This window comes from Pseudomonas citronellolis (genome assembly GCF_029335315.1).
GTDB lineage: Bacteria > Pseudomonadota > Gammaproteobacteria > Pseudomonadales > Pseudomonadaceae > Pseudomonas > Pseudomonas citronellolis_A.
The window spans coordinates 1-23,469 of sequence record NZ_JARJLT010000378.1 but is presented as its reverse complement, the minus strand read 5'-3'; the positions used below and the strand labels follow the sequence as shown (position 1 = coordinate 23,469).

At 68.3% G+C, this 23,469-nt stretch carries 22 protein-coding genes; 10 read left to right on the top strand and 12 right to left on the bottom strand.

The window, feature by feature from the left end:
• Nucleotides 1–164: 164 nt before the first annotated feature.
• The gene (trxB, locus tag P3W75_RS28575) at nucleotides 165–1,112 is read right to left on the bottom strand and encodes a thioredoxin-disulfide reductase (protein ID WP_276230687.1); all 948 of its coding nucleotides are present in this window, start codon (nucleotides 1,110–1,112) and stop codon (nucleotides 165–167) included.
• A gap of 364 nt (nucleotides 1,113–1,476) precedes the next feature.
• Between trxB and P3W75_RS28570 the strand changes: the two genes are divergently transcribed.
• From P3W75_RS28570 to P3W75_RS28560, 3 genes are all read left to right on the top strand, one after another.
• Nucleotides 1,477–3,414 (top strand): sensor domain-containing diguanylate cyclase, encoded by a 1,938-nt coding sequence (locus P3W75_RS28570; RefSeq protein ID WP_276230686.1) that lies wholly within the window; start codon nucleotides 1,477–1,479, stop codon nucleotides 3,412–3,414.
• Between the two features lie 86 nt (nucleotides 3,415–3,500).
• Nucleotides 3,501–4,241: a sulfate transporter CysZ gene (gene cysZ, locus P3W75_RS28565; protein WP_276230685.1), complete on the top strand. Its 741-nt coding sequence runs from the start codon at nucleotides 3,501–3,503 to the stop codon at nucleotides 4,239–4,241.
• 200 nt (nucleotides 4,242–4,441) lie between these two features.
• Entirely contained in the window at nucleotides 4,442–5,074 is a 633-nt protein-coding gene (locus P3W75_RS28560; protein WP_276230684.1) for a hypothetical protein, read from the top strand.
• A 50-nt stretch (nucleotides 5,075–5,124) separates the two neighbouring features.
• Here the strand turns inward: P3W75_RS28560 and acpA are convergent, their stop codons facing one another.
• The gene (acpA, locus tag P3W75_RS28555; protein WP_276230683.1) at nucleotides 5,125–6,819 is read right to left on the bottom strand and encodes an acid phosphatase; all 1,695 of its coding nucleotides are present in this window, start codon (nucleotides 6,817–6,819) and stop codon (nucleotides 5,125–5,127) included.
• A gap of 173 nt (nucleotides 6,820–6,992) precedes the next feature.
• Between acpA and P3W75_RS28550 the strand changes: the two genes are divergently transcribed.
• Complete coding sequence (locus P3W75_RS28550; protein WP_276230682.1) at nucleotides 6,993–8,195, top strand: glycosyltransferase family 4 protein; 1,203 nt, start codon at nucleotides 6,993–6,995, stop codon at nucleotides 8,193–8,195.
• Between the two features lies 1 nt (nucleotide 8,196).
• Here the strand turns inward: P3W75_RS28550 and P3W75_RS28545 are convergent, their stop codons facing one another.
• The 6 genes from P3W75_RS28545 to P3W75_RS28520 form a co-directional block, all read right to left on the bottom strand.
• Entirely contained in the window at nucleotides 8,197–9,156 is a 960-nt protein-coding gene (locus tag P3W75_RS28545; protein WP_276230681.1) for a DegV family protein, read from the bottom strand.
• 202 nt (nucleotides 9,157–9,358) lie between these two features.
• Nucleotides 9,359–10,471 carry an NADH:flavin oxidoreductase gene (locus P3W75_RS28540; RefSeq protein ID WP_276230680.1) on the bottom strand — a complete coding sequence of 371 codons (1,113 nt, stop codon included), beginning with the start codon at nucleotides 10,469–10,471 and terminating at the stop codon, nucleotides 9,359–9,361.
• 59 nt (nucleotides 10,472–10,530) lie between these two features.
• The gene (locus P3W75_RS28535) at nucleotides 10,531–11,124 is read right to left on the bottom strand and encodes a TetR/AcrR family transcriptional regulator (RefSeq protein WP_276230679.1); all 594 of its coding nucleotides are present in this window, start codon (nucleotides 11,122–11,124) and stop codon (nucleotides 10,531–10,533) included.
• A gap of 175 nt (nucleotides 11,125–11,299) precedes the next feature.
• Nucleotides 11,300–12,040 carry a nitroreductase family protein gene (locus tag P3W75_RS28530; RefSeq protein WP_276230678.1) on the bottom strand — a complete coding sequence of 247 codons (741 nt, stop codon included), beginning with the start codon at nucleotides 12,038–12,040 and terminating at the stop codon, nucleotides 11,300–11,302.
• A gap of 115 nt (nucleotides 12,041–12,155) precedes the next feature.
• Nucleotides 12,156–12,638: a glutathione peroxidase gene (locus P3W75_RS28525; RefSeq protein WP_276230677.1), complete on the bottom strand. Its 483-nt coding sequence runs from the start codon at nucleotides 12,636–12,638 to the stop codon at nucleotides 12,156–12,158.
• 213 nt (nucleotides 12,639–12,851) lie between these two features.
• Nucleotides 12,852–13,337 (bottom strand): FKBP-type peptidyl-prolyl cis-trans isomerase, encoded by a 486-nt coding sequence (locus P3W75_RS28520; RefSeq protein WP_276230676.1) that lies wholly within the window; start codon nucleotides 13,335–13,337, stop codon nucleotides 12,852–12,854.
• Between P3W75_RS28520 and P3W75_RS28515 the strand changes: the two genes are divergently transcribed.
• The 4 genes from P3W75_RS28515 (at nucleotide 13,306) to P3W75_RS28500 (ending at nucleotide 18,055) form a co-directional block, all read left to right on the top strand.
• On the top strand, nucleotides 13,306–13,638 hold the full coding sequence (locus P3W75_RS28515) for a DUF3565 domain-containing protein (protein WP_276230675.1): 333 nt from the start codon (nucleotides 13,306–13,308) through the stop codon (nucleotides 13,636–13,638). The two genes, P3W75_RS28520 and P3W75_RS28515, sit on opposite strands and share 32 nt — an antisense overlap.
• 7 nt (nucleotides 13,639–13,645) lie before the next feature.
• Nucleotides 13,646–14,830, top strand: coding sequence for an acetate kinase (locus P3W75_RS28510; RefSeq protein ID WP_276230674.1), 1,185 nt, complete (start codon nucleotides 13,646–13,648; stop codon nucleotides 14,828–14,830).
• Between the two features lie 58 nt (nucleotides 14,831–14,888).
• Nucleotides 14,889–17,012, top strand: coding sequence for a phosphate acetyltransferase (gene pta, locus P3W75_RS28505; protein ID WP_276230673.1), 2,124 nt, complete (start codon nucleotides 14,889–14,891; stop codon nucleotides 17,010–17,012).
• A 128-nt stretch (nucleotides 17,013–17,140) separates the two neighbouring features.
• On the top strand, nucleotides 17,141–18,055 hold the full coding sequence (locus P3W75_RS28500) for an acyltransferase (RefSeq protein ID WP_276230672.1): 915 nt from the start codon (nucleotides 17,141–17,143) through the stop codon (nucleotides 18,053–18,055).
• A 180-nt stretch (nucleotides 18,056–18,235) separates the two neighbouring features.
• On the opposite strand, the gene P3W75_RS28495 is transcribed toward P3W75_RS28500, so the two are convergent.
• The 3 genes from P3W75_RS28495 to P3W75_RS28485 all read right to left on the bottom strand — a co-directional run bounded on the left by P3W75_RS28495 (nucleotide 18,236) and on the right by P3W75_RS28485 (nucleotide 20,652).
• Nucleotides 18,236–18,976 (bottom strand): OmpA family protein, encoded by a 741-nt coding sequence (locus tag P3W75_RS28495; protein ID WP_276230671.1) that lies wholly within the window; start codon nucleotides 18,974–18,976, stop codon nucleotides 18,236–18,238.
• 84 nt (nucleotides 18,977–19,060) lie between these two features.
• Nucleotides 19,061–19,705, bottom strand: coding sequence for an MBL fold metallo-hydrolase (locus P3W75_RS28490; RefSeq protein ID WP_276230670.1), 645 nt, complete (start codon nucleotides 19,703–19,705; stop codon nucleotides 19,061–19,063).
• 59 nt (nucleotides 19,706–19,764) lie between these two features.
• Nucleotides 19,765–20,652, bottom strand: a complete 888-nt coding sequence (locus P3W75_RS28485) for a LysR family transcriptional regulator (RefSeq protein ID WP_276230669.1) — start codon at nucleotides 20,650–20,652, stop codon at nucleotides 19,765–19,767.
• Between the two features lie 106 nt (nucleotides 20,653–20,758).
• Between P3W75_RS28485 and P3W75_RS28480 the strand changes: the two genes are divergently transcribed.
• Complete coding sequence (locus P3W75_RS28480; protein WP_276230668.1) at nucleotides 20,759–21,364, top strand: pyridoxamine 5'-phosphate oxidase family protein; 606 nt, start codon at nucleotides 20,759–20,761, stop codon at nucleotides 21,362–21,364.
• 3 nt (nucleotides 21,365–21,367) lie between these two features.
• On the opposite strand, the gene P3W75_RS28475 is transcribed toward P3W75_RS28480, so the two are convergent.
• On the bottom strand, nucleotides 21,368–22,384 hold the full coding sequence (locus P3W75_RS28475) for an AraC family transcriptional regulator (RefSeq protein ID WP_276230667.1): 1,017 nt from the start codon (nucleotides 22,382–22,384) through the stop codon (nucleotides 21,368–21,370).
• Nucleotides 22,385–22,507: 123 nt separating this feature from the next.
• On the opposite strand from P3W75_RS28475, the gene P3W75_RS28470 reads away from it, so the two are divergent.
• A complete protein-coding gene (locus tag P3W75_RS28470) occupies nucleotides 22,508–23,347 on the top strand; it encodes a metal-dependent hydrolase (protein WP_276230666.1) in 840 nt (279 codons plus the stop codon).
• The last annotated feature ends 122 nt before the right edge of the window (nucleotides 23,348–23,469 follow it).

The following is a 23,469-nucleotide window of genomic DNA, read 5'->3' as shown; positions in this document are numbered from 1 at the left end:
AACCCTCCCCCGCAAGCGGGAGAGGGGACCGGACGGCAGAACGAAAAGCCTCACAGTCAGCCGGGTAGCCCCCTTCGCGAGCAATACTCCAGGAAGCTCGTCCCCCACCCAGGAAAAAGCCCCGACCAGCGGGGCTTCGTCCTGCACGCCGGCTCTTGGGGCCGTTACAGGGAATCCAGGTAGCGCTCGACGTCGAGCGCCGCCATGCAGCCGGCGCCGGCCGAGGTGATGGCCTGGCGGTAGACGTGATCGGCCACGTCGCCGGCGGCGAACACGCCGGGAATGTTGGTGGCGGTGGCGTTGCCATCGCGGCCGCCGTTGATCACCAGGTAGCCGTCCTTGGTCTGCAACTGGCTCTCGAACAGCGACGTGTTCGGCGTGTGGCCAATGGCGACGAACAGGCCGTCCACCTTCAGCTCGTCGCCGCCGCCGTCGTTGTTGCGCAGGCGCACGCCGGTCACGCCCATGTCGTCACCCAGCACTTCATCCACCTGGGCGTTGAGCTTGAGGACGATGCGCCCCTCGGCGATACGCGCGCGCAGCTTGTCCTGGAGAATCTTCTCGGCGCGGAAGGTCTCGCGGCGGTGCACCAGGGTCACCTTGCTGGCGATGTTGGCCAGGTACAGCGCCTCCTCGACCGCGGTGTTGCCGCCGCCGACCACCGCCACCTCGCGGTTGCGGTAGAAGAAACCGTCGCAGGTGGCGCAGGCCGAGACGCCCTTGCCCATGAACGCCGCCTCCGAATCCAGGCCCAGGTAGCGGGCGCTGGCGCCGGTGGCGATGATCAGCGCGTCGGCCGTGTAGGTGCCACTGTCGCCCTTGAGCACGAAGGGCTTGCCGGCCAGGTCGACGGCGTTGATGTGGTCGAAGACGATCTCGGTTTCGAAGCGCTCGGCGTGTTCCTGCATGCGCTGCATCAGCGCCGGGCCGGTGAGGCCGTGGGGGTCGCCGGGCCAGTTGTCGACTTCGGTGGTGGTGGTCAGTTGGCCACCGGCCTGGATGCCGGTGATCAGCAGCGGCTTGAGGTTGGCGCGCGCGGCGTAGACGGCGGCGGAGTAACCGGCGGGGCCGGAGCCGAGGATGATGACGCGGGCGTGGCGAACTTCCGACATGACGGACTCCTCGCTGAAGAAGAAAAGGGAGCTGCCAAGTTACCTGGGGGAAGGTTGGGAGGGACGGCAGCTCCCGCTAAACGCACAGATCGCGAGGAAGGCAGGGCCGGCAGGAGTGATCGGCGCTGCCGTGGACTTATCCACGGCTCAAAGTCTGTCAGACGAATCTCAAAATCACCTTGAGATAAGTCAGGGTCAGCCCAATTCACCTACAACCATCTTCGCGATTACAACTTGCCGCGCAGGTTAATTCGCACAATCGAATCGGCAAAATGCCCAATCTCAATACGCCCGATAGACACCGGCTATGCCCCTCGGCAAGCCTACTAGACTCAAGGGGTCGCCCTCCGCCCCCACGCCCGGCATGACCTTACGAACCCGACTGCTCTGGCTGTTCCTGCCGCTGCTCGCCTTCAACCTGCTGGGCATCTGGCTGCTGTCCGAGCGCATCCTGCTCGAACGCTTCGACCGCGACGACCGCCAGCGCCTATACGACGAAGTGCGGGTGCTGAGCAACCGCCTGGGTTTCGAGAAGAAGCGCCACCTGGACATCCTCCGCAGCTACGCCTGGTGGGACGCCAGCTATCGCTTCGTGGCGCGGCCGGACCCGCACTTCGTCGCCGAAAACCTCGACATCGACATGCTCGGCAACCTCGACTTCGACTTCGTCCTCTACCTCGACCGCCAGGGCAAGGTCGTCACCCAGCGCTGGGACCAGGCGCGCCTGGCCTCCATCGCCCCGCTGAACCAGCCGCCGCCGGCCGAGAAGCTGCGCGACGACCTGCTGGCCACCGCGCTGCGCCTGGGTGTACTCGACATCCAGGGCGACGCCTCGCGCAGCCTGGCGCAATGGCTGCTGCTCGACGGCTACCCGCTGCTGCTGCTCAGCCAGCCGATCAGCGACAACACCGGCCTGGCGCCGCCGGTTGGCGCCCTGGTGGCCGGCTACCTGCTCGGCCCGCAGCGCCTCCAGGCCCTGCAGGAGCAGATGGACGCCAGCCTGCGCCTGCAACCCAGGCTGGACCCCGGCGAAGACTGGCGCACCCTGCAGGTGCCGGGGCGCAACGGCGGCGCCCTGCTCAGCCCGCGCCGGGTGCTCGACAAGAACACCCAGCAGGCCAGCCTGCTGTTCCTCGACGGCGCCGGCCAGCCACAGTTCCGCCTCGACATCGGCAAGTCACGCCAGGCCTTCCAGCAAGGCCGCGAAGCCACCCGGGCGTTCCTCGGCATGACCCTGCTGCTCACCCTGGGCGCCATGCTCCTGGCCTACGTGGCCCTGGAAGTCTGGGTGATCCGCCGGGTCCAGCGGCTCAACCACGAGGTCGCCAACATCGGCGCCGCATCGGGCCCGGCGCGCCTGTCGGAAATGGGCCGCGACGAAGTCGGGCAGATGGCCAGCGAGGTCAACCAGATGCTCGTGCGCCTGGAACAGAGCGAAGCGCGCGACCGCGCCATCCTCGAAACCATCCGCGACGGCTATTTCGAAATGGACGGCGACGGCGTCGTACTCACGGTCAACGCCGCCTTCTGCCGCCTGCTCGGCTACGGCGCCGACGAGGTGGTGGGGTACTCCTACCGCCAACTGCTCGACGAGCAGGACGTGACCCGCGCCCGCAGCCTCTACCAGCAGGTGCGCAACGACGAACACGAGACCACCTTCGCCGCCCCCTTCAAGCGCCGCGACGGCCAGCGCGTGACCTTCGAGACGCGGGTCTCGCCAATCATCGACGCCAGCGGCGAGTTCCGCGGCTTTCGCGGCATCCTCCGCGACATCAGCCTGCAGGTGGCCTACCAGCAGCGCCTGCTCGACCTGGCCTACCGCGACGCGCTCACCGGCCTGGGCAACCGCAAGGCCTTCAACGAGCAGCTGCCCGAAGCCCTGCAACGTTGTGCAGGCGGCGCCAGCGTGGCGCTGCTGTACGTCGACCTGGACCACTTCAAGCCGGTCAACGACCGCTTCGGCCACGCCGCCGGCGACGCGGTACTGGCCCAGGTCGGCGAACGCCTGCGCAGCAACCTGCGCCAGCCCGACCTGGCCTTCCGCCTGGGCGGCGACGAGTTCGCCGTGGTGCTCGAAGCGGTCGACAGCGGCACCGCGGAAAGCCTCGCCCGGCGCCTGCTGGCCAGCCTCAACGAGGACTACCACGCCGCCGGCCAACGCCTGGAGTTCCTCTCCGCGAGTATCGGCATCGCCCTCTACCCCACCGACGCCGGCGACGCCGAGGGCCTGATCCAGGCCGCGGACAGCGCCATGTACCACGCCAAGCAGCAGCGCAACCAGTTCAGCCGCTACCGCGCCTGAACGCTACACAACAGGCAAAACAGACGGCTCGCGGCTCCGCGCCGGCCCTGCTAAGGTCGCAGGCTGGTTTCCCACGGAGATGTTCCATGTCCACCCTCAGCGGCCCGCAATACCTCGGCGAAGGCCTGAAACTGATGATGCGCCCGGGGCTGCGCCTGTTCGTGCTGCTGCCCCTGACCATCAACGTGCTGCTGTTCGTCGGCCTCATCGCCTTCGCCGTCAACCAGTTCGAACACTGGGTGGCCTGGCTGATGCCCAGCCTGCCGCACTGGCTGAACTTCCTCGAATACATCCTCTGGCCGCTGTTCGTCGTGCTGGTGCTGCTGATCCTGTTCTTCGGCTTCAGCCTGGTGGCCAACCTGATCGCCTCGCCGTTCAACGGCTTCCTCGCCGAAAAGGTGGAAGTGGTGGTGCGCGGCAAGGACGACTTCCCGGCCTTCAGCTGGAGCGAACTGGCGGCCATGGTGCCGCGCACCGTGGCGCGCGAACTGCGCAAGCTCGGCTACTTCCTGCCGCGCGCCATCGGCCTGTTCATCCTCAGCCTGATCCCCGGCGTGAACCTCATCGCCACCCCGCTGTGGCTGGTGTTCGGCGTGTGGATGATGGCCGTGCAGTACATCGATTACCCCGCCGACAACCACAAGCTCGGCTGGCACGAAATGCTCGCCTGGCTGCGCAGCAAGCGCTGGAGCTGCATGGGTTTTGGCGGTGTCACCTATCTCGCGCTGCTGATCCCGGTCGTCAACCTGGTCGTCATGCCCGCCGCCGTGGCCGGGGCGGTGCTGTTCTGGGTGCGCGAAGAGGGTGAGAAGGCGCTGGTGAAATAGCGCCCCGGAATTCCGACTCCCGGTCGACCCGAGGGCGCACTACAATGCGCCCTTTTTTTCGGGCAGGCCCTGCAACGGGCCCCTAGGGAGAGGAAATGCGCACTACTCCATGGCTTCTCGGCCTTTCGTTGACTCTCGCTGGGTGCGCCGCCACGCCGCCCCAGCAAGCGCCGGTGAGTTTCAGGAAGTTCACCGCGCCGATGGGCACCTCGCTGAGCGCCGAGACCGGCCAGGACCTGTTCGTCGAAGGCGCTTATATCAAGGGCGAACGAATCCGCATCGCCGAGCCTGTCGACCTGATGGTGCCCGGCTCGATGCTGATTCCGTTCCCCGTGCACATCGGCGCGGGGGACCTCACGCTTTCGCGCATCACCCCCGACTGGAAGTACTACTGCGGAGCCGCCGAGAACGTCGCCGCTTCCTTCCCCGGCCTGGGCAGCGTGATCGCCAATGGCGACTGCGTCGGGGTACGCATCGCCAATGATGCGTCCGGCGAGAAGGAATGGGTTGTGGACAACTCCATCCACAACCGCATGAACACTATCTGGAACAAATCGATGTCCAGCGCGCAGGCGGCGTCGCTCAACGCGGAAGAAACCCGGGCGCCGTTCGATGTGCGCAGCCTGAAGCGCATCACCTTCGACGGTTTCTACGGTGGCCAGCTGCATTTCACCTGGCAGGAAATCGACGGCGAGTTCCGCGACGCCAAGGACTTCACGTTCGACTTCACCGGCCAGCCGACGACGGTCGGGATCAAGGGCAACGTCTTCACGGTGAAGAAGGCCGGCAACCTTTCGCTCGAATACGAGTGGGTGAAGATCGCCGCGAACTGAATCGCGCAAAGCACGTGAGGAGCCCCGGCAGCAGCCGGGGCTCTTTCGTTTCAGGCCTCGAAGCGCAATGCCGCGGTCAGGTCGCCCATTGGGGTCTGGCCGCGGGCGCGCATGGCGTCGTCGCGCAGTTTCAGGCCGTCGAGTTTCTCCAGGTCGAACACGCGGGTGATCAGGCGCAGGATCGAGCCGGTGTCGTAGACCGTGTGGTCCACCGTGCCGTGGCGGGCGAAGGGCGACACCACCAGCGCCGGCACGCGTGAGCCAGGGCCCCAGCGGTCGCCCTTGGGCGGCGCCACGTGGTCCCACCAGCCGCCGTTCTCGTCCACCGTGATGACGATCACCATGTTCGCCCACTGCGGGCTTTCCATCAGGTGCTTCACCGCCCGCACGATGTGCCGGTCGCCGCTGGCCACGTCGGCGTAGCCGGCGTGCATGTTGAGGTTGCCCTGGGGTTTGTAGAAGGTCACCGGCGGCAGCTTGCCGGCCTGGGCGTCGGCGAAGAAGCGGTTGCTCGACGGGTCGTCGCCCAGGCCACCGTCGCGCAGGCGCTTCGCACGCTCCTCGGCGTGCTCCGGGCCCTGCTGGACGAAATAGTTGAACGGCTGGTGGTGGTATTGGAAGTTGGGAATCTTCGGGATGCCGCCGGAACTCTTGTACTGCTCCAGGGTGGCCTGCCAGGCGCCGGCGTACCAGGCCCAGTCGAGGCCTTTCTTGCTCAGCTTGTCGCCGATATGTTCGTGGCGCTGCGGCAGCATCACGTTGGGCTGCTCGGGCAGCGCATAGTCCGGGCGCTTGGGGTCGCGCTGGGCGGTCGGCCAGTAGGGCGGCAGCATGGTATTGACGCCGTAGCCGTCGGGGGTCAGCGCGCTGGGGCCGAACTTCGGCGGGCCGCCGGCGACGCTGGCGGGCGAGTCCTCCAGCGGTTTCAGGCGCGGGTCGGCCGGGTTGTCGCTCATCAGCTCGGCGATCTGCGTGTGTGCCGGCGAGTTGCGCACGTCCGGGTACACCGGCGGGGTCGCCGCCACCAGGTACTGGTGGTTGAGGAAGGAGCCACCGAAGGTGCCCTGGAAGAAGTTGTCGCACAGCACGAAGTCGCGGGCCAGGTCCCACAGGCGCAGGCTGTACGGGGCCTGCGCGTAGTAGCCCATGGGCAGCGCGCCGGAGTCGGCCCAGGCGACGAACATGTCGTTGCGCCCGCCGTTGATCTGCATCTGGTTCTGGTAGAACACGTGCCAGAGGTCGCGGGTCACCAGGCCCAGGGGCAGGTCCTCGCCCTGCGGCCCCTTGAGCGCGAAGGGCGCGTTGGCCAGGTTTTCCTGGTATTGCACGCCCTCGACGTAGTTCACCCCTTCCAGGGTCTGGCCCAGTTGCAACACGCCACCGTGCACCAGCGGCAGCCTGTCCAACAGGCGGCCGTCGCGGTCGCGTTGCTGGTACTCGGCCGGTTGCAGTGCCGACAGCGGCTTTTCCACACCGGGGAAGTCGCCGAACAGGTTGTTGAAGCTGCGGTTCTCGGCGTAGATGACCACGACATTCTTCACCTGCTCGCGCAGCGCCCCGTCCAGCTCGGCACCGGCCAGTTCGCGCGCCACCTCGGCGGCCTGGGCCGCGCCCTCGCCCACCAGGCCGACGAGCGCCGCACCGGCGCTCAAGGCGGCAGCCCCGCCGAGGAAACGCCGGCGTCCGGCATCCGGCAGCTGCTGGGCGTCTTCCTGCCCGGGATTCAGATCGCGTTTGTCACTCATCGGCGGGTCCCCCTGTCGGAAATCGCGGCACTCTAGCAACCGCGTGTGACACCCGGACTAAAGCTGCGTGACAGTCCTTTCCGAAAACGCGACAAGACCTCTCCCGCCCTTCGTCACATTTCGGCAATCCCGGCGTCACACAGCCTACATCGCCCCGGTGGAGACTGCGGTTCATGAGCACGACTCCCCTGCGCATCGCGCTGATCAGCGAAACCTTTCCGCCGGAAATCAACGGCGTGGCCAACACCCTCGGGCGCCTTGCCGCCGGACTGCTGCAACTCGGCCACCGGGTGCAGGTGGTGCGCCCGCGCCAGAGCGTGGACGATGGCCGCCACAGCGACGACGAGTTGCTGCTGACCCGAGGCTGGCCGCTGCCGGGCTACCCCGGCCTGCAATGGGGCCAGTCGTGCCTGCACAAGCTGCTGCGGCACTGGCGGCGGCTACGCCCGGACGTGCTCTACATCGCCACCGAAGGGCCCCTGGGCCTGGCCGCCCTGCGCGCCGCCAAGCGCCTGCGGATTCCGACCCTGAGCGGCTTCCACACGAATTTCCAGCAGTACAGCGCGCACTACGGCCTGGGCCCGCTGACGCGCCTGGTGACCGCCTACCTGCGCTGGTTCCACAACCGCACCCTGCGCACCCTGGTGCCCAGCTCCAGCCAGGCGCTGGAGCTGGAAAGGCGCGGCTTCGAACACATCGCCCAGCTCGCCCGCGGGGTCGACGGCCAGCTGTTCCAGCCCGGCCGCCGCGACGACGCGCTGCGCCGCGAATGGGGCCTGGGCGAGCAGGACATCGCCGTGCTGCACGTCGGCCGCCTGGCCGCGGAGAAGAACCTCGGCCTGCTCGGCCGCGCCTTCCGCCAGTTGAGCGAGGCCAACCCGCAGCTGCGCATGCGCCTGGTGATCGTCGGCGAGGGCCCGCAACGCGCGCACCTCGCCCGCGAGCTGCCGGAGGCGCTCTTCTGCGGCCTGCAACGCGGCGAGGAACTGGCCCGGCACTATGCCAGCGGCGACCTGTTCCTCTTCCCCAGTCTCTCCGAGACCTTCGGCAACGTGGTCCTGGAGGCCCTGGCCTCGGGCCTGGCGGTGGTCGCCTACGACCAGGCCGCCGCCGCCCAGCACATCCGCCACGGACACGACGGCGTGCTGGCGATTCCCGGCGACGAGGCGGATTTCATCGACGCAGCCTGCTGGCTGCTGGAAGACCGCGAGCGCTTGCGCCGGGTGCGCCTGAACGCGCGCCAGCACGCCGGCCGCCAGGAGTGGCGGGGCATCGTCGAGCGTTTCGAGGGTTACCTGCTGGACGCCAGCCGCGCGCGCCTGGAAGGCGCGGGCAAGGGTGTCGACGCCGTGGGCGCCGACACCGCGCGCAAGTGAATCAGGCGAAGGGCTTGGGTTCGGCGGCGAACGACAGGCTCATCGCCCCGGCGCCGAGGTTGATCCCGCCGGTGGGGCTGAGCATGCCCAGGTGCACGGCGATGCCGCGCTCGCGACAGGCGCTTTCCAGCGCGTCGAAACCGGGCAGGTCGCGCAGCGCCGAGGGGTCGCCGGCGTAGCTCAGGGCCACGTGCGGCGCGAGCAGCTCGCCAGCCTCGACCCGCGCGCGGGCGAAGTTGAGCAGGCGCTCGGCGGACTTCTCGTAGTTCGGCGACACCGATACCGGCTTGTCCTCGCCCTGCACCAGGCTCAGCACCGGCTTCATGTCGAGCATCGAGCCGATGCCGAGGAACGCCCCGCGCAGGCGATCGCCGATGCTGCTGCGGTCGCCCTTCTGGAAGCCGCGACGGCGCACGTGGCCGAGGTCGTTGGCGACCAGGAAGGTGTTCATCTGCTGGCTCAGCTGTTCCAGGCGCGTGCGGATGGCGTTCGGGTGCTGGTCCTCGCCGAGCAGGCGCACGCCTTCGGCGGCCAGCACGGCGAGGCCGGCGAACACCGTCTGGCTGTCCACCACGCGCAGCGCGAAGGGCCCGTTGATGCCGGCCGCGGCGCGTTTCTCGCGGTAGTTCTGCAGCAGGCCGAACGACGCCTGGGTGGCGTTATCGAAGATCGGGCTGCGCGCACTGCTGACGGTCAGGCAGATGACGTAGTCGAAATCGGTGACCAGTTGCTCGAGGAACCAGGCCTGGGTCTCGGCGGCGGTCAGCGGCTGGCTGCCATCCTCCGGGCCGACCTTGGGCAGGTCCTCGGAATAGAAGCGCAGGGTGGTGTCGGGGTCGCGGTTGTCGATGATCCGTCGCTGGCCCACATTGATACCGATGGGCAGGACGCGGATGTTGTGGGCAGCGAGGAATTCGGTGGGCAGGTCACAGGTCGCATCCACCACCAGGCCGATCCGCATGGCTTAGCTCCTTTGGCCGTCAGCGGCCTATTGTTGTGTGAAAGCGGTCATACAATGCCCGTTTCCGACCTTCAAGTCAGCAGATCGGAAGCCTTGCTTAGGAAAAGTTTTGTAAATCCCTCAGGAATTTCCCTAGGAACATGACAAAAGAAACCGCCCAGGGGGCACCCTGGGCGGTTTTGTCATGGCGCAGCGCTCAGCCTCAGGCCAGCGACATCAGCGCGTCGCGGCTGAACGGCTTGATGTCGTCCAGGCGACCGGCGCGCACCTTCAGCGCCCAGTCCGGGTCGACCAGCAGGGCACGGCCCACCGCCACCAGGTCGAACTCCTGCTTGCCCAGGCGCTCCAGCAGGCCGTCGATGCCCGAGGGTTGCGCCACTTCGTCGGTCTTGCCGAAGAAGGCCAGGAACTCGCTGCCGTCCAGGCCGACGTTGCCCACGGTGATGGTCGGCTTGCCGGTGATCTGGCGGGTCCAGCCGGCCAGGTTGAGCTCGGAACCTTCGAACTCGGAAATCCAGAAGCGACGGGTCGAGCAGTGGAAGATGTCGACGCCGGCGTCGGACAGCGGCTGGAGGAACGCGGCCAGCTCCTCGGGGGTCTGCACCAGGCGCGCGGCGTAGTCCTGCTGCTTCCACTGGGAGAAGCGGAAGATGATCGGGTAGTCCGGGCCCACCGCTTCGCGCACGGCGCGGATCAGCTCGATGGCGAAGCGCGAACGGTTGGCCAGGCTGCCGCCGTACTCGTCGGTGCGCTTGTTGCTGCCGTCCCAGAAGAACTGGTCGATCAGGTAGCCGTGGGCGCCGTGGATCTCCACGCCGTCCATGCCGATGGCCTTGGCGTCGCGGGCGGCCTGGGCGAAGGCGGCGATGACCTCCTGGATGTCCTGCTTGGTCATTTCATGCACGACCACCTGGCCGTCCTTGACCTTGCCGCTGGGGCCGTAGCCGGGGACGCTGGCGTCCGGCTCCACGCCCAGGCGGCGCACGGAACCTACGTGCCACAGCTGCGGGACGATCTTGCCGCCTTCGGCGTGCACCGCATCGACCACCTGTTTCCAGCCGGCCAGGGCGTCCTCGCCGTGGAAGCGCGGCACGTTCGGGTAGCCGTTGGCGGCCTTGTGGTCGACGGTGGTGCCTTCGGTGACGATCAGACCGACGCCGGCGGCGGCGCGGCGGCGGTAGTACTCCACCACCTGGGCGTGGGGCACGCCGCCCGGGCTGAAGTTGCGGGTCATCGGGGCCATGACCACGCGGGTCGGCAGCTCCAGGTTGCCGAGGCGGAAGGGTTCGAACAGGCTCTCTACGGATGCGCTCACGAAAGGTTCTCCAGGGACGTCCAGGCGACCGGTCGTCTCGTCAGTGGGTTGCACGATATTCAGGCCTTGAGTACCCGCTCCAGGCGGGCGATGAAGGCTTCCATGGGTTGCAGCGAACCGCTGACCTTCAGGCGCCCGAGCACGCCCTGCCAGGCGTTGGCGATGAAGTCGGCGAGGTTCGCGCAGTTCTCGTCCGCGGCCAGCTCGCCGGCGCGTTGCGCCTCCAGCAGGCAGTCGCGGAGGGTGTCGGCGCCGCGTTGCAGGATGGCGTCGACCTTGGCGGCGATGGCCGGCGACAGCTCGGCCATCTCGAAGCTGAGGCTGCCGATGAAGCAGTGGTACTCGGCCTTCTCCTGGCGGGCGAAGTGCGCCATCAGCTCGCTGTAGTAGCTGAGGATGCGCGCGCGCGGGCCCAGCGCCGGGTTGCCCAGGGCCTCGGCGTAGCGCTGCAGGCGCGGCGCGTAGATTTCCTCCAGGGCCTGCAGGGCGAAGTCTTCCTTGCTCTCGAAGTAGTGGTAGAAGGAGCCCTTGGGAATGCCGGCGGCCTGGACAATGTCCTGCACCCCGGTGCCGTGGTAGCCGCAGCGGGTCATGACCGCCGAGCCCTTGGCAAGGATGAGGTCGCGCTTGTCGATTCGGATGCTGGTGTTCATGGGACGAAGAATATGACCGGTCGTCTCGCCCTGCCCAGCACTATTGATGACAGTGATTTTCCCTCAGAAATCCGTCAACGCTCGGCGATGCCCGACAGCCTCTCCGTCACCCCGGCGCGCAGCCGTTCCGCCAGGCGCGCGGCGGCGGGCGCATGGGCATCGACGCGCGGCCGGGCTAGTGCCAGCTGACGCGCTGCTCCAGCGGGAAGCGCAGGCGCGGGTTGTACACCCCGCGCTCGCCGGCGCGGCCCACGGCCAGCAGCATGATCGGTACGGCCCTGGCCGGGATGTCCAGCACGCGACGCAGGCGCACTTCGTCGAAGCCCTCCATGGGGCAGCTGGCGTAGCCGTGGCTCTGCACCGCGAGCATCAGGTTCTGCGCCGCCAGGGCGGTCGACTTGGTCGCCCACAGGCGCATCTGCGCGTGGCTGTTGGGCGTGCGCATCAGCGGCCGGCGCAAGCCGACGAAGCGATACAGGCAGCGCTTGAACAGCCCGCGCAGGCCGAAGGCGCCCTGGTTGTACTGGAAGGGCGCGACCTTGGCGTAGAACGTGCGCACCTGTGCCGGCACTTCCGCTTCCGGCCACTGCGCGACGACTTCGCGGCAGGCCTCGGCCCAGGTGTCCGGGCGCGCCAGCACGGCGATCAGCACCGGCGCGGTGCGCGCGGCGTTCTGCCCGAGGCACACCTCGTGCAGGCGCTCGCGCAGCGACGCATCGCGGATCACCTGGAAGCTCCAGGGCTGCAGGTTGCAGGAGTTGGCCGCCAGGGTGGCCAGTTCCAGGCAATCGCGCAGCACCTCGTCCGGCACCGCCTCGTCGGTGAAGCGGCGCACCGAGCGGCGCTGCTCGATGAGCCGGCGCAGCTGGGTCGGCCCGCAGGCCAGGTCGGGGGTGTCGGCGATGAAACGGGTCATGGCGGCGTCCTCGGTCGGTCCGGGGATTAAACCCGGCCGTCGGCGCCGCGCACAGTGGGATGCGGGAAATGCCGGCAGGTTTGGCGCAAGCGCCCTCGCCCGCCGGCGCGGGACCTCAGCCCAGGGCCTTCTCGATGGCCTGCAGCAGCGCCGCGTCATCCGGCGCGGTGCGCGGGCTGAAGCGCGCCAGCACGCGGCCGTCGGGGCCGAGCAGGAATTTCTCGAAGTTCCAGGTGATATCACCGGGGAATTCGGCGCCCTCGCCCGCCAGCAGGCGATACAGCGGATGGCGATCGGGGCCGTTGACCTCGAGCTTGCCCGACATGGGGAAGCTCACGCCGTAGTTGAGCGAACAGAACGACTGGATCTCCGCCTCGCTGCCCGGCTCCTGCCCGGCGAACTGGTTGCACGGCAGGCCGAGCACCACGAAGCCGCGCTCGCGGTAGTGCTGGTAGAGGTTCTCCAGCCCGGCGTACTGCGGGGTCAGCCCACACTTGGAGGCGACGTTCACCACCAACACCACCTTGCCCTTCAAGGGGGACAGCGGCAGGTCCTGCCCATCCAGGCCATGCAGCGTCAGATCGTGAAATGCGCTCATTGAGGTACTCCTTGGAAATGATGTGGCACGCGAGGTGCCGTGCGCCCGATCGGACAAATCGTCCGCGCGGCGCATCCCAGTCGGTTCGGGAAAAAGACCCTGCATCCGTGCATGCGAAAGGCGCCCAAAGGCGCCTTTCACCGGTACAGCTTAGCAGCTCCCTCCGGGCTTCACCGGGCCATCAATCGGCCCGACGAAACGTCCCGGCGGCGATCAGTGGTGGTGACCGCCTTCGCCGTGGATGTGGCCGTGGGCGACTTCTTCGGCGGAAGCGTCGCGCACGTCGACGACCTTGACCTTGAAGTTCAGCTGCTGGCCGGCCAGCGGGTGGTTGCCGTCGACGGTGACGTCGTCGCCGTCGATGTCGCGGATGGTGACGATCTGCATGCCGCCGTCCGGCGCCGAAGCGTGGAACTGCATGCCGACCTGCAGCTCGTCGACGCCTTCGAACATTTCGCGGGTCAGGGTGGCGACCAGCTCGGCGCTGTATTCGCCGTAGGCGTCGGCCGGCTCGATGGAAACGTCCAGCTCGTCACCGACCTGCTTGCCTTCCAGAGCCTTTTCCAGACCGGCGATGATGTTGCCGGCACCATGCAGGTACACCAGCGGAGCGCCGCCGGCGGAGCTGTCGATGACCTCACCCGCGTCATTGGTCAGGGTATAGTCGATGGAAACCGCCTTGTTGGCTGCGATCTGCATGGTGAAGAACCTTTCGGAAAAAGAAGTTGAGCGGGCAAGTTTACGCTGCGACGGGGATGAAAGCGACCCGACGGCGGACGGATGGCCCGTGCGCGAAGCCCCGCGCCTGCTTGACTTCCATCAGGACGAGGACGGCCACTGGGTGGCAGTGTTGTCCTGCGGCCACACCCAGCACCTGCGCCACCAGCCGCCCTGGCAGTCGCGCCCCTGGGTGCTGGAGCCGAGCCAGCGCGCGGCGCTGATCGGCACGCCCTTCGCCTGCGGCTGGTGCGCCCGGGCAACCCCCAGCGACAAGGAATGACACGAGCATGGCGGCACGCAACATCCTGGTGATCAACTGCGGCAGTTCCTCGATCAAGTTCGCCCTGGCCTGCGAGGACCGCGAGGACTTCCTCCTCCACGGCCTGGCCGAGCGCCTCGGCGAACCCGGCGCGGTGCTCGGCTGGCAGCGCGGCGGCCAGCGCGACAGCCTGGACCTGGGCGGCGGCGGCCACGACGTCGCCCTCGCCCGCCTGCTACCGCTGGTGGAGCAGGCCCTGAAGGGCCCGCTGCACGCCATCGGCCACCGCGTGGTGCACGGCGGCGAGCGTTTCACCCAGGCCTGCCGGATCGACGCCGAGGTGCTCCAGGCGATCCGCGACACCGTGCCCCTGGCGCCGCTGCACAACCCGGCCAACCTGCTGGGCATCGAGGCGGCCATGGCGCTTTATCCACAGCTGCCCCACGTCGCCGTGTTCGACACCGCCTTCCACCAGAGCCTGCCGCCGCGCGCCTACCGCTACGCCCTGCCGGAGCCGCTGTACCGCGAGCAGCACGTGCGCCGCTACGGCTTCCACGGCACCAGCCACCGCTACGTCAGCCACCGCGCCGCCCAAATCAGCGGCCTGGCCCTGGGCGACAGCTACTGGCTGTCGGCGCACCTGGGCAACGGCAGCTCCACCTGCGCCGTGGCCGAGGGCCAGAGCCGCGACACCAGCATGGGCCTCACGCCCCTGGAAGGCCTGGTGATGGGCACCCGCAGCGGCGACGTCGACCCCAACCTGCACAGCCACCTGGCGCGCACCCTGGGCTGGAGCCTGGAGAAGATCGACCACATGCTCAACCACGACAGCGGCCTGCTCGGGCTTTCCGGGCTGTCCAACGACATGCGCACCCTGGAGCACGCCCGCGAGCAGGGCCACGCCAACGCGGCGCTGGCCATCGAGGTGTTCTGCTACCGCCTGGCCAAGTCGCTGGCGGCCATGACCTGCGCCCTGCCGCGCCTGGACGGGCTGATCTTCACCGGCGGCATCGGCGAGAACTCGCCGCTGGTGCGCAACCTCACGGTGCAGCACCTGCACGTGATGAACCTGCAGCTCGACGGCGCGGCCAACGCCCGCTGCGTGCATGGCGTCGAAGGGCCGATCCACGCCGAGGGCCATCCACGGGTGCTGGTGATCCCGACCAACGAGGAACGCCAGATCGCCCTCGACACCCTGGCCGTGCTCGGCTGAAGATTGGCGCCCGGCCCCACAAGGGCAGCAGCGAACCCGAACGGCTTAAGGAGCCCGGATGCATACCTTCTTCATCGCCCCCACCGGCTTTGGTGTCGGCCTCACCTCCATCAGCCTCGGGCTGATCCGCGCCCTGCAGCGCGCCGGCCTGAAGGTCGGCTTCTACAAGCCCATCGCCCAGCCGCAACCCGGCGACGACGGCCCGGAACGCTCCAGCGAGCTGGTCGCCCGCACCCACGGCCTGAAGCCGCCGGAGCCGCTGGCCCTGGGCAAGGTCGAGCGGATGCTCGGCGACGGCCTGCTCGACGAGCTGCTGGAACAGATCATCCATGAGTACCAGGCGGCCGCCGAAGGCCAGGACGTGATGATCGTCGAAGGCATGGTGCCGACCCGCCACGTCAGCTACGCCGCGCGCATCAACTTCCACCTGGCCAAGAGCACCGACGCCGAGGTGATCCTGGTCTCGGCGCCGGAGAACGAGACCCTCAACGAACTCTGCGACCGCCTGGAGATCCAGGCCCAGCTGTTCGGCGGCCCGCACGACCCGAAACTGCTCGGGGTGATCCTCAACAAGGTCCGCGACGTCGACGAGGAAGGCCGCCCGCTGGAAGGCGAGACCGCCGCCCGGCGCTTCGCCAGCCGCCTGAGCGAACACTCGGCGCTGATGCGCGGCGGCGAATTCCGCCTGCTCGGCTGCATTCCCTGGCAGGACGACCTCAACGCCCCGCGCACCCGCGACGTGGCCGACCTGCTCAACGCCAGCGTGCTCAACGCCGGCGACTACGAGCAACGCCGGGTGCAGAAGATCATCCTCTGCGCGCCCTCGGCGCCGAACACCGTGCACCTGCTCAAGCCCGGCGTGCTGGTGGTGGTGCCGGGCGACCGCGACGACATCATCCTCTCCGCCTGCCTCGCCGCCATGAACGGCGTGCCCCTGGCCGGCCTGCTGCTGTGCAGCGGCCTGGCCCCGGACGCACGGATCATGGAACTGTGCCGCAGCGCCCTGCAGGGCGGACTGCCGGTGCTGACGGTGAACACCGGCTCGTTCGACACCGCCGGCAACCTCGGGCGGATGAACAAGGAAATCCCCATCGACGACCGCGAGCGCGCCGAGCGCGTCACCGAGTACGTCGCCGGGCACATCGACTTCGAATGGCTGCGTGAGCGCTGCGGCGCGCCCCACGAGGCGCACCTGTCGCCTCCGGTGTTCCGCTACCAGCTGGCGCAACGCGCCGCCCGCGCCGGCAAGCGCATCGTCCTGCCCGAGGGCAGCGAACCGCGCACCGTGCAGGCGGCGGTGATCTGCCACGCCCGCGGCATCGCCCGCTGCGTGCTGCTGGCCAAGCCCGACGACGTCCGCGCGGTGGCGCAGATGCTCGGCATCGGCCTGCCCGAGGACCTGGAGATCATCGACCCGGATCGGGTGCGCGGGCGCTACGTCGAACCCATGGTGGCGCTGCGCAAGGGCAAGAACCTCAACGCGCCCATGGCCGAGCAGCAGCTCGAAGACAACGTGGTGCTGGGCACCATGATGCTCGCCCTGGACGAAGTGGACGGCCTGGTCTCCGGCGCCATCCACACCACCGCCAACACCATCCGCCCAGCGCTGCAGCTGATCAAGACGGCGCCCGGCTACAACCTGGTGTCCTCGGTGTTCTTCATGCTGCTGCCCGACCAGGTGGTGGTGTACGGCGACTGCGCGGTGAATCCCGATCCTTCGGCCAGTGACCTGGCGGAGATCGCCCTGCAGAGTGCCGACTCGGCGCAGGCCTTCGGCATCACTCCGCGGGTGGCGATGATCAGCTACTCGACGGGGGATTCCGGAATCGGCGCCGATGTCGACAAAGTGCGGGAAGCCACGCGCATCGCGCAGGAAAAACGCGGCGATCTGTTGATCGACGGGCCCTTGCAGTATGATGCCGCCGCCGTCGCCGGCGTCGGTCGCCAGAAGGCCCCCGACAGCCCGGTGGCGGGCCGCGCCACCGTGTACGTGTTCCCCGACCTGAACACCGGGAACACCACCTACAAGGCGGTGCAGCGCAGCGCCGACTGCATCAGCATCGGCCCCATGCTGCAAGGCTTGCGCAAACCGGTGAACGACCTGTCGCGTGGCGCGCTGGTGGAAGACATCGTCTACACCATCGCGCTCACCGCGATCCAGGCCGACACCCGACAACCCTAGATCGAAGGAGGGCCGCCCCGACGGCGGCCCAGGCCAACGCCGGGCACAGGAAGGTGCCGCCCGAAACGACGGGGCCGGACCCCGACCACGCGCGCGCCGCAAGCGCCGCCCATGTACAAGGAACGCCAATGCTCAACTTCCTTCCCCACGCCCTGCGCGGATCGCTCGCCGGCCTGCTGCTGATCGTCAGCACCCTGTGCTGGTGCATCCCGCTGTTCGGCATGACGCTGTTCAAGCTGCTGCTGCCCTTCGCCCCCGCCCAGGCAGTCTGCCGGCGGATCATGGGGCTGATCGCCGAAGGCTGGATCAGCTGCAACAAGGGCTGGATGAACCTGGTGCAGCGCACCGGCTGGAACGTCCAGGGCCTGGAAGGCCTGGAGTACGACCACTCCTACCTGGTGACCAGCAACCACCAGAGCTGGGTCGACATCCTCGTCCTGCAGTACCAGCTCAACCGCCGCATTCCGCTGCTGCGTTTCTTCCTCAAGCAGGAGCTGATCTGGGTCCCGGTGATCGGCCTGTGCTGGTGGGCGCTGGATTTCCCCTTCATGAAGCGCTACAGCCGCGCCTTCCTGGAGAAGCACCCGGAGAAGAAAGGCCAGGACCTGGCCACCACCCGCAAGGCCTGCGCCAAGTTCAAGCGCATCCCGGTGTCGATCTTCAACTTCCTCGAAGGCACCCGCTTCACCCGCGCCAAGCACGACGAACAGGGCTCGACCTTCGAGCACCTGCTCAAGCCGCGCGCCGGCGGCATCGCCTTCGTCCTCGACGCCATGGGCGAGCAGCTGCGTACCCTGGTCAACGTGACCATCCACTACCCCGACGGCAGCCCGACCTTCTGGTGCCTGCTGTCCGGTCGCCTGAAGCGCGTGGTGGTGCGCTTCGAGGAGCTGGAGATTCCGCGCCAGTTCATCGGCAAGAGCTACGACCAGGACGAGGACTACCGCGCCGAATTCCAGCGCTGGGTGAACCAGCTGTGGGAACGCAAGGACCAGGTGCTGGCGCAACTGCACCGCGAGTTCCCGGCGGGCGCCAGGGTCTGACCCCGCCGCGCGCCTCTGCAATCCGTAGGGCGCATAACGCCAAGGGCGTTATCCGCCGTCGCCCCAGCTCCGGCGCTCGGGCCGACGGCGTATAACCGCGAACGGTTATACGCCCTACGCGGCTAGCCCGCTCCAACGAAAAAGCCCGCCATTCGGCGGGCTTTTTCGTGGCGGCGGCTATCAGTACTGCTGCTGGTACTGCTGCTGCGGCGCGCCTTGCGGCTGGGTGCCCTGGGCGCCCGGCAGGGCCTTCAGGTTGACCTCGACGCGGCGGTTCTGTGCGCGGCCGTCGGCCGTGGAGTTGCTCGCGATCGGCTGGTCCGGGCCCATGCCGCGGGTGCTGACGCGGGTGCCGTCGACGCCTTGCGAGGTCAGGTAGGTGGCCACGCTCTGCGCGCGACGCTGCGACAGGTCCATGTTGTGCTGGCGGCTGCCGGTGCTGTCGGTGTAGCCGACGATCTCGATGCTGTTCTGGTTGAACTGCTTGAAGGAGTTCGCCAGGTTGTTCAGCGGCGCGTAGAACGACGGCGCGATGTTCGCCGAGTCGGTGGCGAAGGTGATGTTGCCCGGCATGATCAGCTTGATGTCGTCACCCTGGCGCTGCACCTGCACACCGGTGCCCTGCATCTGCTGGCGCAGCTGGGCTTCCTGCTTGTCGGCGTAGTAGCCGTAGCCCGCGCCGGCCAGGCCGGCCACGGCGGCGCCGATCATCGCGCCCTTGCCGCGGTTGTCGTGGTTGATCGCGGCGCCGGCCACGGCGCCGGCCAGCGCGCCCAGGCCGCCGTACTTGGCGGTCTTGCTCACGCCGCCTTCCGGCGGAACCTGGGTGTTCGGGTCATAGGGGTTCTGCGAGGCGCAACCGGCCATGAGGGCGAAGGCGGTGGCAGCCGCGACCATGGACAGACGACGTGCGGTGAACATGAAGGAAGACTCCTTGAATTGCGGTACGCCCGATCTCGGGCGGCAGGTTAGAGCATAGAACGTGCAAAAGATTCCATCGCAAGCTTAAGCCCGGATGAAGGGGTTCTCGCGCATCTCCTCGCCCAGGCGGGTGTCCGGCCCGTGGCCGGTGACCACGGTGGCCTCCTCGTCCAGGCTGTACAGGCGCTGTTTGATCGAGCGTTCGATGGTGGCGTAGTCGCCGCCCCACAGGTCGGTGCGGCCGATGCCGCGGCGGAACAGGGTGTCGCCGGCGATCAGCAGCTTGGCGCCGGGGAACCAGAAGCTCATCGAGCCCGGTGTGTGGCCGGGGGTGTGCAGCGCCACGCCGCAGCCGCAGGCCAGCTCCTCGTCATCCTGCAGCCACTGGTCCGGGGCCGGCACCGGCGTGTAGGGCACGCCGAACATGCGGCACTGCATTTCCAGGTTGTCCCAGAGGAACTGGTCGCCCTGGTGCAGGTGCAGGGTCGCGCCGGTCTTCTCCTTCATCTGCCCGGAGGCGAGGAAGTGATCCAGGTGCGCGTGGGTGTGGATGATGCTGACGACCTTCAGGCCGAGGGCGTCGAGGCGTTGCAGGATCAGCTCGTGGTCGCCGCCCGGGTCGACCACGATGGCCTTCTTCGTGACCGGGTCGCCGATGATGGTGCAGTTGCACTGCAACGGGCCGACGGGGAAGGTTTCGCGGATCAGCGCGGGCTGGGCGGCTTCCATGGGGGAATTCCTGGCAGAAAGGGGACAGGCGCAAAGGGTGACGGCAAAGCCGTCGCGGTTCAACTCCCCAGGCGTTCGCGCAGGCGCGGCGCCAGGTAGTCGAGGAAAGCCCGCAGCTTCAGCGGTGGCGCGCCCTGGCCGGCGTGCAGCAGGTTGATCGGCCACGGGTCGGGTTCGAAGTCTTTCAACAGCCGGAGCAGGCGCCCGGCGCGCAGTTCGCGCTCGGCCTGGTAGGACAGCACGCGGGTAATCCCCAGCCCAGCCACCGCCGCGTCCACCGCCGCCTCGGCGCTGCTCACGCTCAGCCGCGCACGGATCGCCACCTCACGGGCGCCTGGGAAGGTCCAGGCGCTGGCCGTCTCCAGGCCGACGAAACTGACACAGCTGTGCCCGGCCAGGTCCTCCGGTGCCTGCGGCTCGCCGTGCTCGGCGAGGTAGGCGGGGCTGGCGCAGACCACCCGCCGCACCGCCCCCACCTGCCGGGCGACGAAGCTGCTGTCCGGCAGCGGGCCGATGCGCAGGGCCAGGTCGACGTGTTCCTCCAGCAGGTGCAGGCGGCTGTCGGCGAGCAACAGCTGCACGTCGATCTGTGGATAAGCGCGCAGGAACTCCAGCACCAGCGGTTGCAGGTGCAGGCGACCGAACAGCAGCGGCGCGGTGACCACCAGGGTGCCCCGTGGCGCCTGGTATTCGCCGGCGGCGGCGCGCTCGGCGTCGCCCACGGCGTCGAGAATCTGCCGGCAGGCGGCCAGGTAGGCGCGGCCGGCCTCGGTCAGTTGCAGGCGCCGGGTGGAGCGGATCAACAGGCGCGCGCCCAGGTGTTCCTCCAGCTCCGCGACCTTGCGGCTGACGCTGCTCAGCGGCACGCCCAGGCGCCGCCCGGCGGCGGACAGGCTGCCGGCGTCCACCGCGGCGAGGAAGATCGACATGGCTTCGAGGCGGTCCATTCAGGCTCCCGGAAAATGGAAGGATGCATGCCAGGATAGCCAGCTACTGCCTGCTCGTGGCAGGCAGCAGAATAGCCGCCAGCACCAACTGCGGAGGGAACGCCCCATGCAACCCCATTACGCCAGCGACGTCGCCTTCAGCCCCAGCGTGAAGGCCATCCAGGACCGCAAGGGCTCGCGCCGCGGCTACGCGGCGATGGAAGCCAGGGGCGGCTGGGAAACCGGCGTCAGCCCGGAACTGGCCGCCTTCATCGCCGAGCAGACCAGCTTCTTCATGGCCACCGCCAGCACCGACGGCCAGCCCTACATCCAGCATCGCGGTGGGCCGGCGGGCTTCCTGCGGGTGCTCGACGAGCACACCCTGGGCTTCGTCGACTACGCCGGCAACCGCCAGTACATCAGCCAGGGCAACCTCGCCGAGAACCCCAGGGCGCAGCTGTTCCTGATCGATTACGCGCAGCGCCGGCGCATCAAGCTGTGGGGCGAGGCGAAGGTGGTCGAGGACGATCCGCAGCTGCTCGCGCGGCTGCTGCCGGCCGACGCCAGCGGGCGCCCGGAGCAGGTCATCCTGTTCAGCCTGAAGGCCTGGGACGTCAATTGCCCGCAGCACATCCCGCAGCGCTTCGAGGCGGCCGACGTGCGCGCCGCGCTGGAGGAACGCGACCAGCGCATCCGCGAGCTGGAGGCCGAAGTACGCCGGCTGCGCGGCTGAGGCTCAGTCGCGGCGATAGTCGGTGGGCAGCTTGCCGGTCCACTTGCGGAACGCCCGGCGGAAGTTCGACGGGTCGTTGAAGCCCAGCAGCAGCGCGATCTCGTACAACGGCAGGTGGGTGGTGGTGAGGTACTGCAGGGCCAGGCGCTTGCGCACGTCGTCCAGCACCTCCTGGTAGGTGGTGCCCAGGCTCGACAGGTGCCGGCGCAGGCTGCGCCCGCTGGTGTGCAGCTCGCGCGCGGCGGTGTCCAGGTCGGGGAACTCGCCGGGTCGCGCCAGCAGCAGGCGGCGGATGCGCGTGAGCAGGCCTTCCTGCACGTCCAGGCTGGCCAGCAGCGCCTCGCACTGCTGCTCGCACATCTGCACCGTGGCCGGGTTGGCCAGGGCCATGGGCCGGTCCAGGTATTCGCGCGGCAGGCTGATGTAGTGGAACGGCTGGTCGAACGCCGCCGCCACGCCGAACACCTCGCGGTAACGCTCGGCATAGGCCGGCGCCGGGAACGCGAAGCCGACCTCGACGCCCTGCAGCGGCTCGCCGACCAGGAACCGCGCGATGGTGTAGAGGCTGGTTATCAGGCCCTCGCCGGCGAAGCGCTGCATGGGCCCGAGGGGGATCGACTCGGTGGCGCGCAGCTGCGAGCGATCCTGCTCCTCCACCCGCTCCAGGTCGTAGGCCAGGCCGAGCACGCGGTAGTACTTGAGGGCGAAGTCGATGGCCTTGCCGAGGTTGGCGCTGGACAGCACCGCGTAGCCGAGGATGCCGTGGGTCGACACGTTCAGCCGCTGCCCCAGCAGCAGGCCGAAGGCCGGCTCGCCGCAGTTGGCCAGGGCCGCGACCGCGAGCAGGTTGAAGTCGATGAAGGACAGCCGCCCGGCCGGGCTCTGCAGCACCTCGGGGCGCACGCGGGCCAGTTCGAGCAGGCGCCCGCGCGAGACGCCGAGCTCCTCGGCGAGGTCGAGCAGGGCCTGGGCGTATGCCACCGGAACCAGCTCGGCGGTGAAGTTGAGCGGTTGTTTCATCGGCTTCTTCTTGTTCTGGGCGCTGGCCGGATATGACCGAAAACTTGGCAGAAGATAACCTTGTGAGGCTTCCCCCGCAAGCCGAAGATCGGTGCCATGGAAACCCACAATCACGGAGCCGTCATGGCCAGCACGACCCCCGCAGGACTGGAAATCAAGCCACGGCACATGGACTTCGAGCTGCCCGATCCGCTGCCGCGCCACTGGCACGGCGGGGACGCCTTCCGCTCGCACCTGTTCGATGCCATGTCGGTGCTGTTCCCCGACGGCGAGCGCTTCTTCATCGACTCGGTGCGGCACTTCCGCGAGAAGATCAGCGACCCGGTGCTCAAGGAACAGATCCGTGGCTTCATCGGCCAGGAAGGCCACCACAGCCGCGAGCACCTGGTGTACAGCCAGCGCCTGAAGGACCTCGGTTACGACATCACGCGCATCGAGAAACTGGCCCAGGCGCGCATCCGCTACACCCAGAAGAAATTCCCCGCGCGGCGCCAGCTGGCGGCCACCGCGGCGCTGGAACACATCACCGCGATCATGGCCAACGGCCTGCTCAGCAACCCGCGCACCCTGGAAGGCGCCGACCCGGTGATGCAACGCCTGTGGCGCTGGCACGCGCTGGAGGAAACCGAGCACAAGGCGGTGGCCTTCGACGTCTACAACCAGGTCTGCGGCAGCCGCAAGCTGCTGCGCCGGGCGATGGTGATGGCGACCTTCTTCTTCGTCCTCGACACCTTCCGCGGCCTGGTGCACATGCTCAAGCGCGACGGCCTGCTGTGGAACTGGCGGGTCTGGCGCGACGGCCTGAAATGGAGCTGGGGCAAGCACGGCGTGTTCCGCCCGCTGCTGCGCGAGTACCGCGACTTCTTCCGCGAGGACTTCCACCCCTGGCAGCACGACAACCTCGACGTGCTCTACGAAGTGCGCAAGGAGTACGACCCGCAGCCGATGGCTCACGCGGGCTGATTCCAGCCTTTCACCAACGCCCCGCCAGTCGGGGCGTTGGTGTTTGTGGGTAGTCGCAAACGTAGGGCGAATAACCGTTCGCGGTTATCCGCCGTTGGCCGGAACACCGAGGCCCGGCGGCA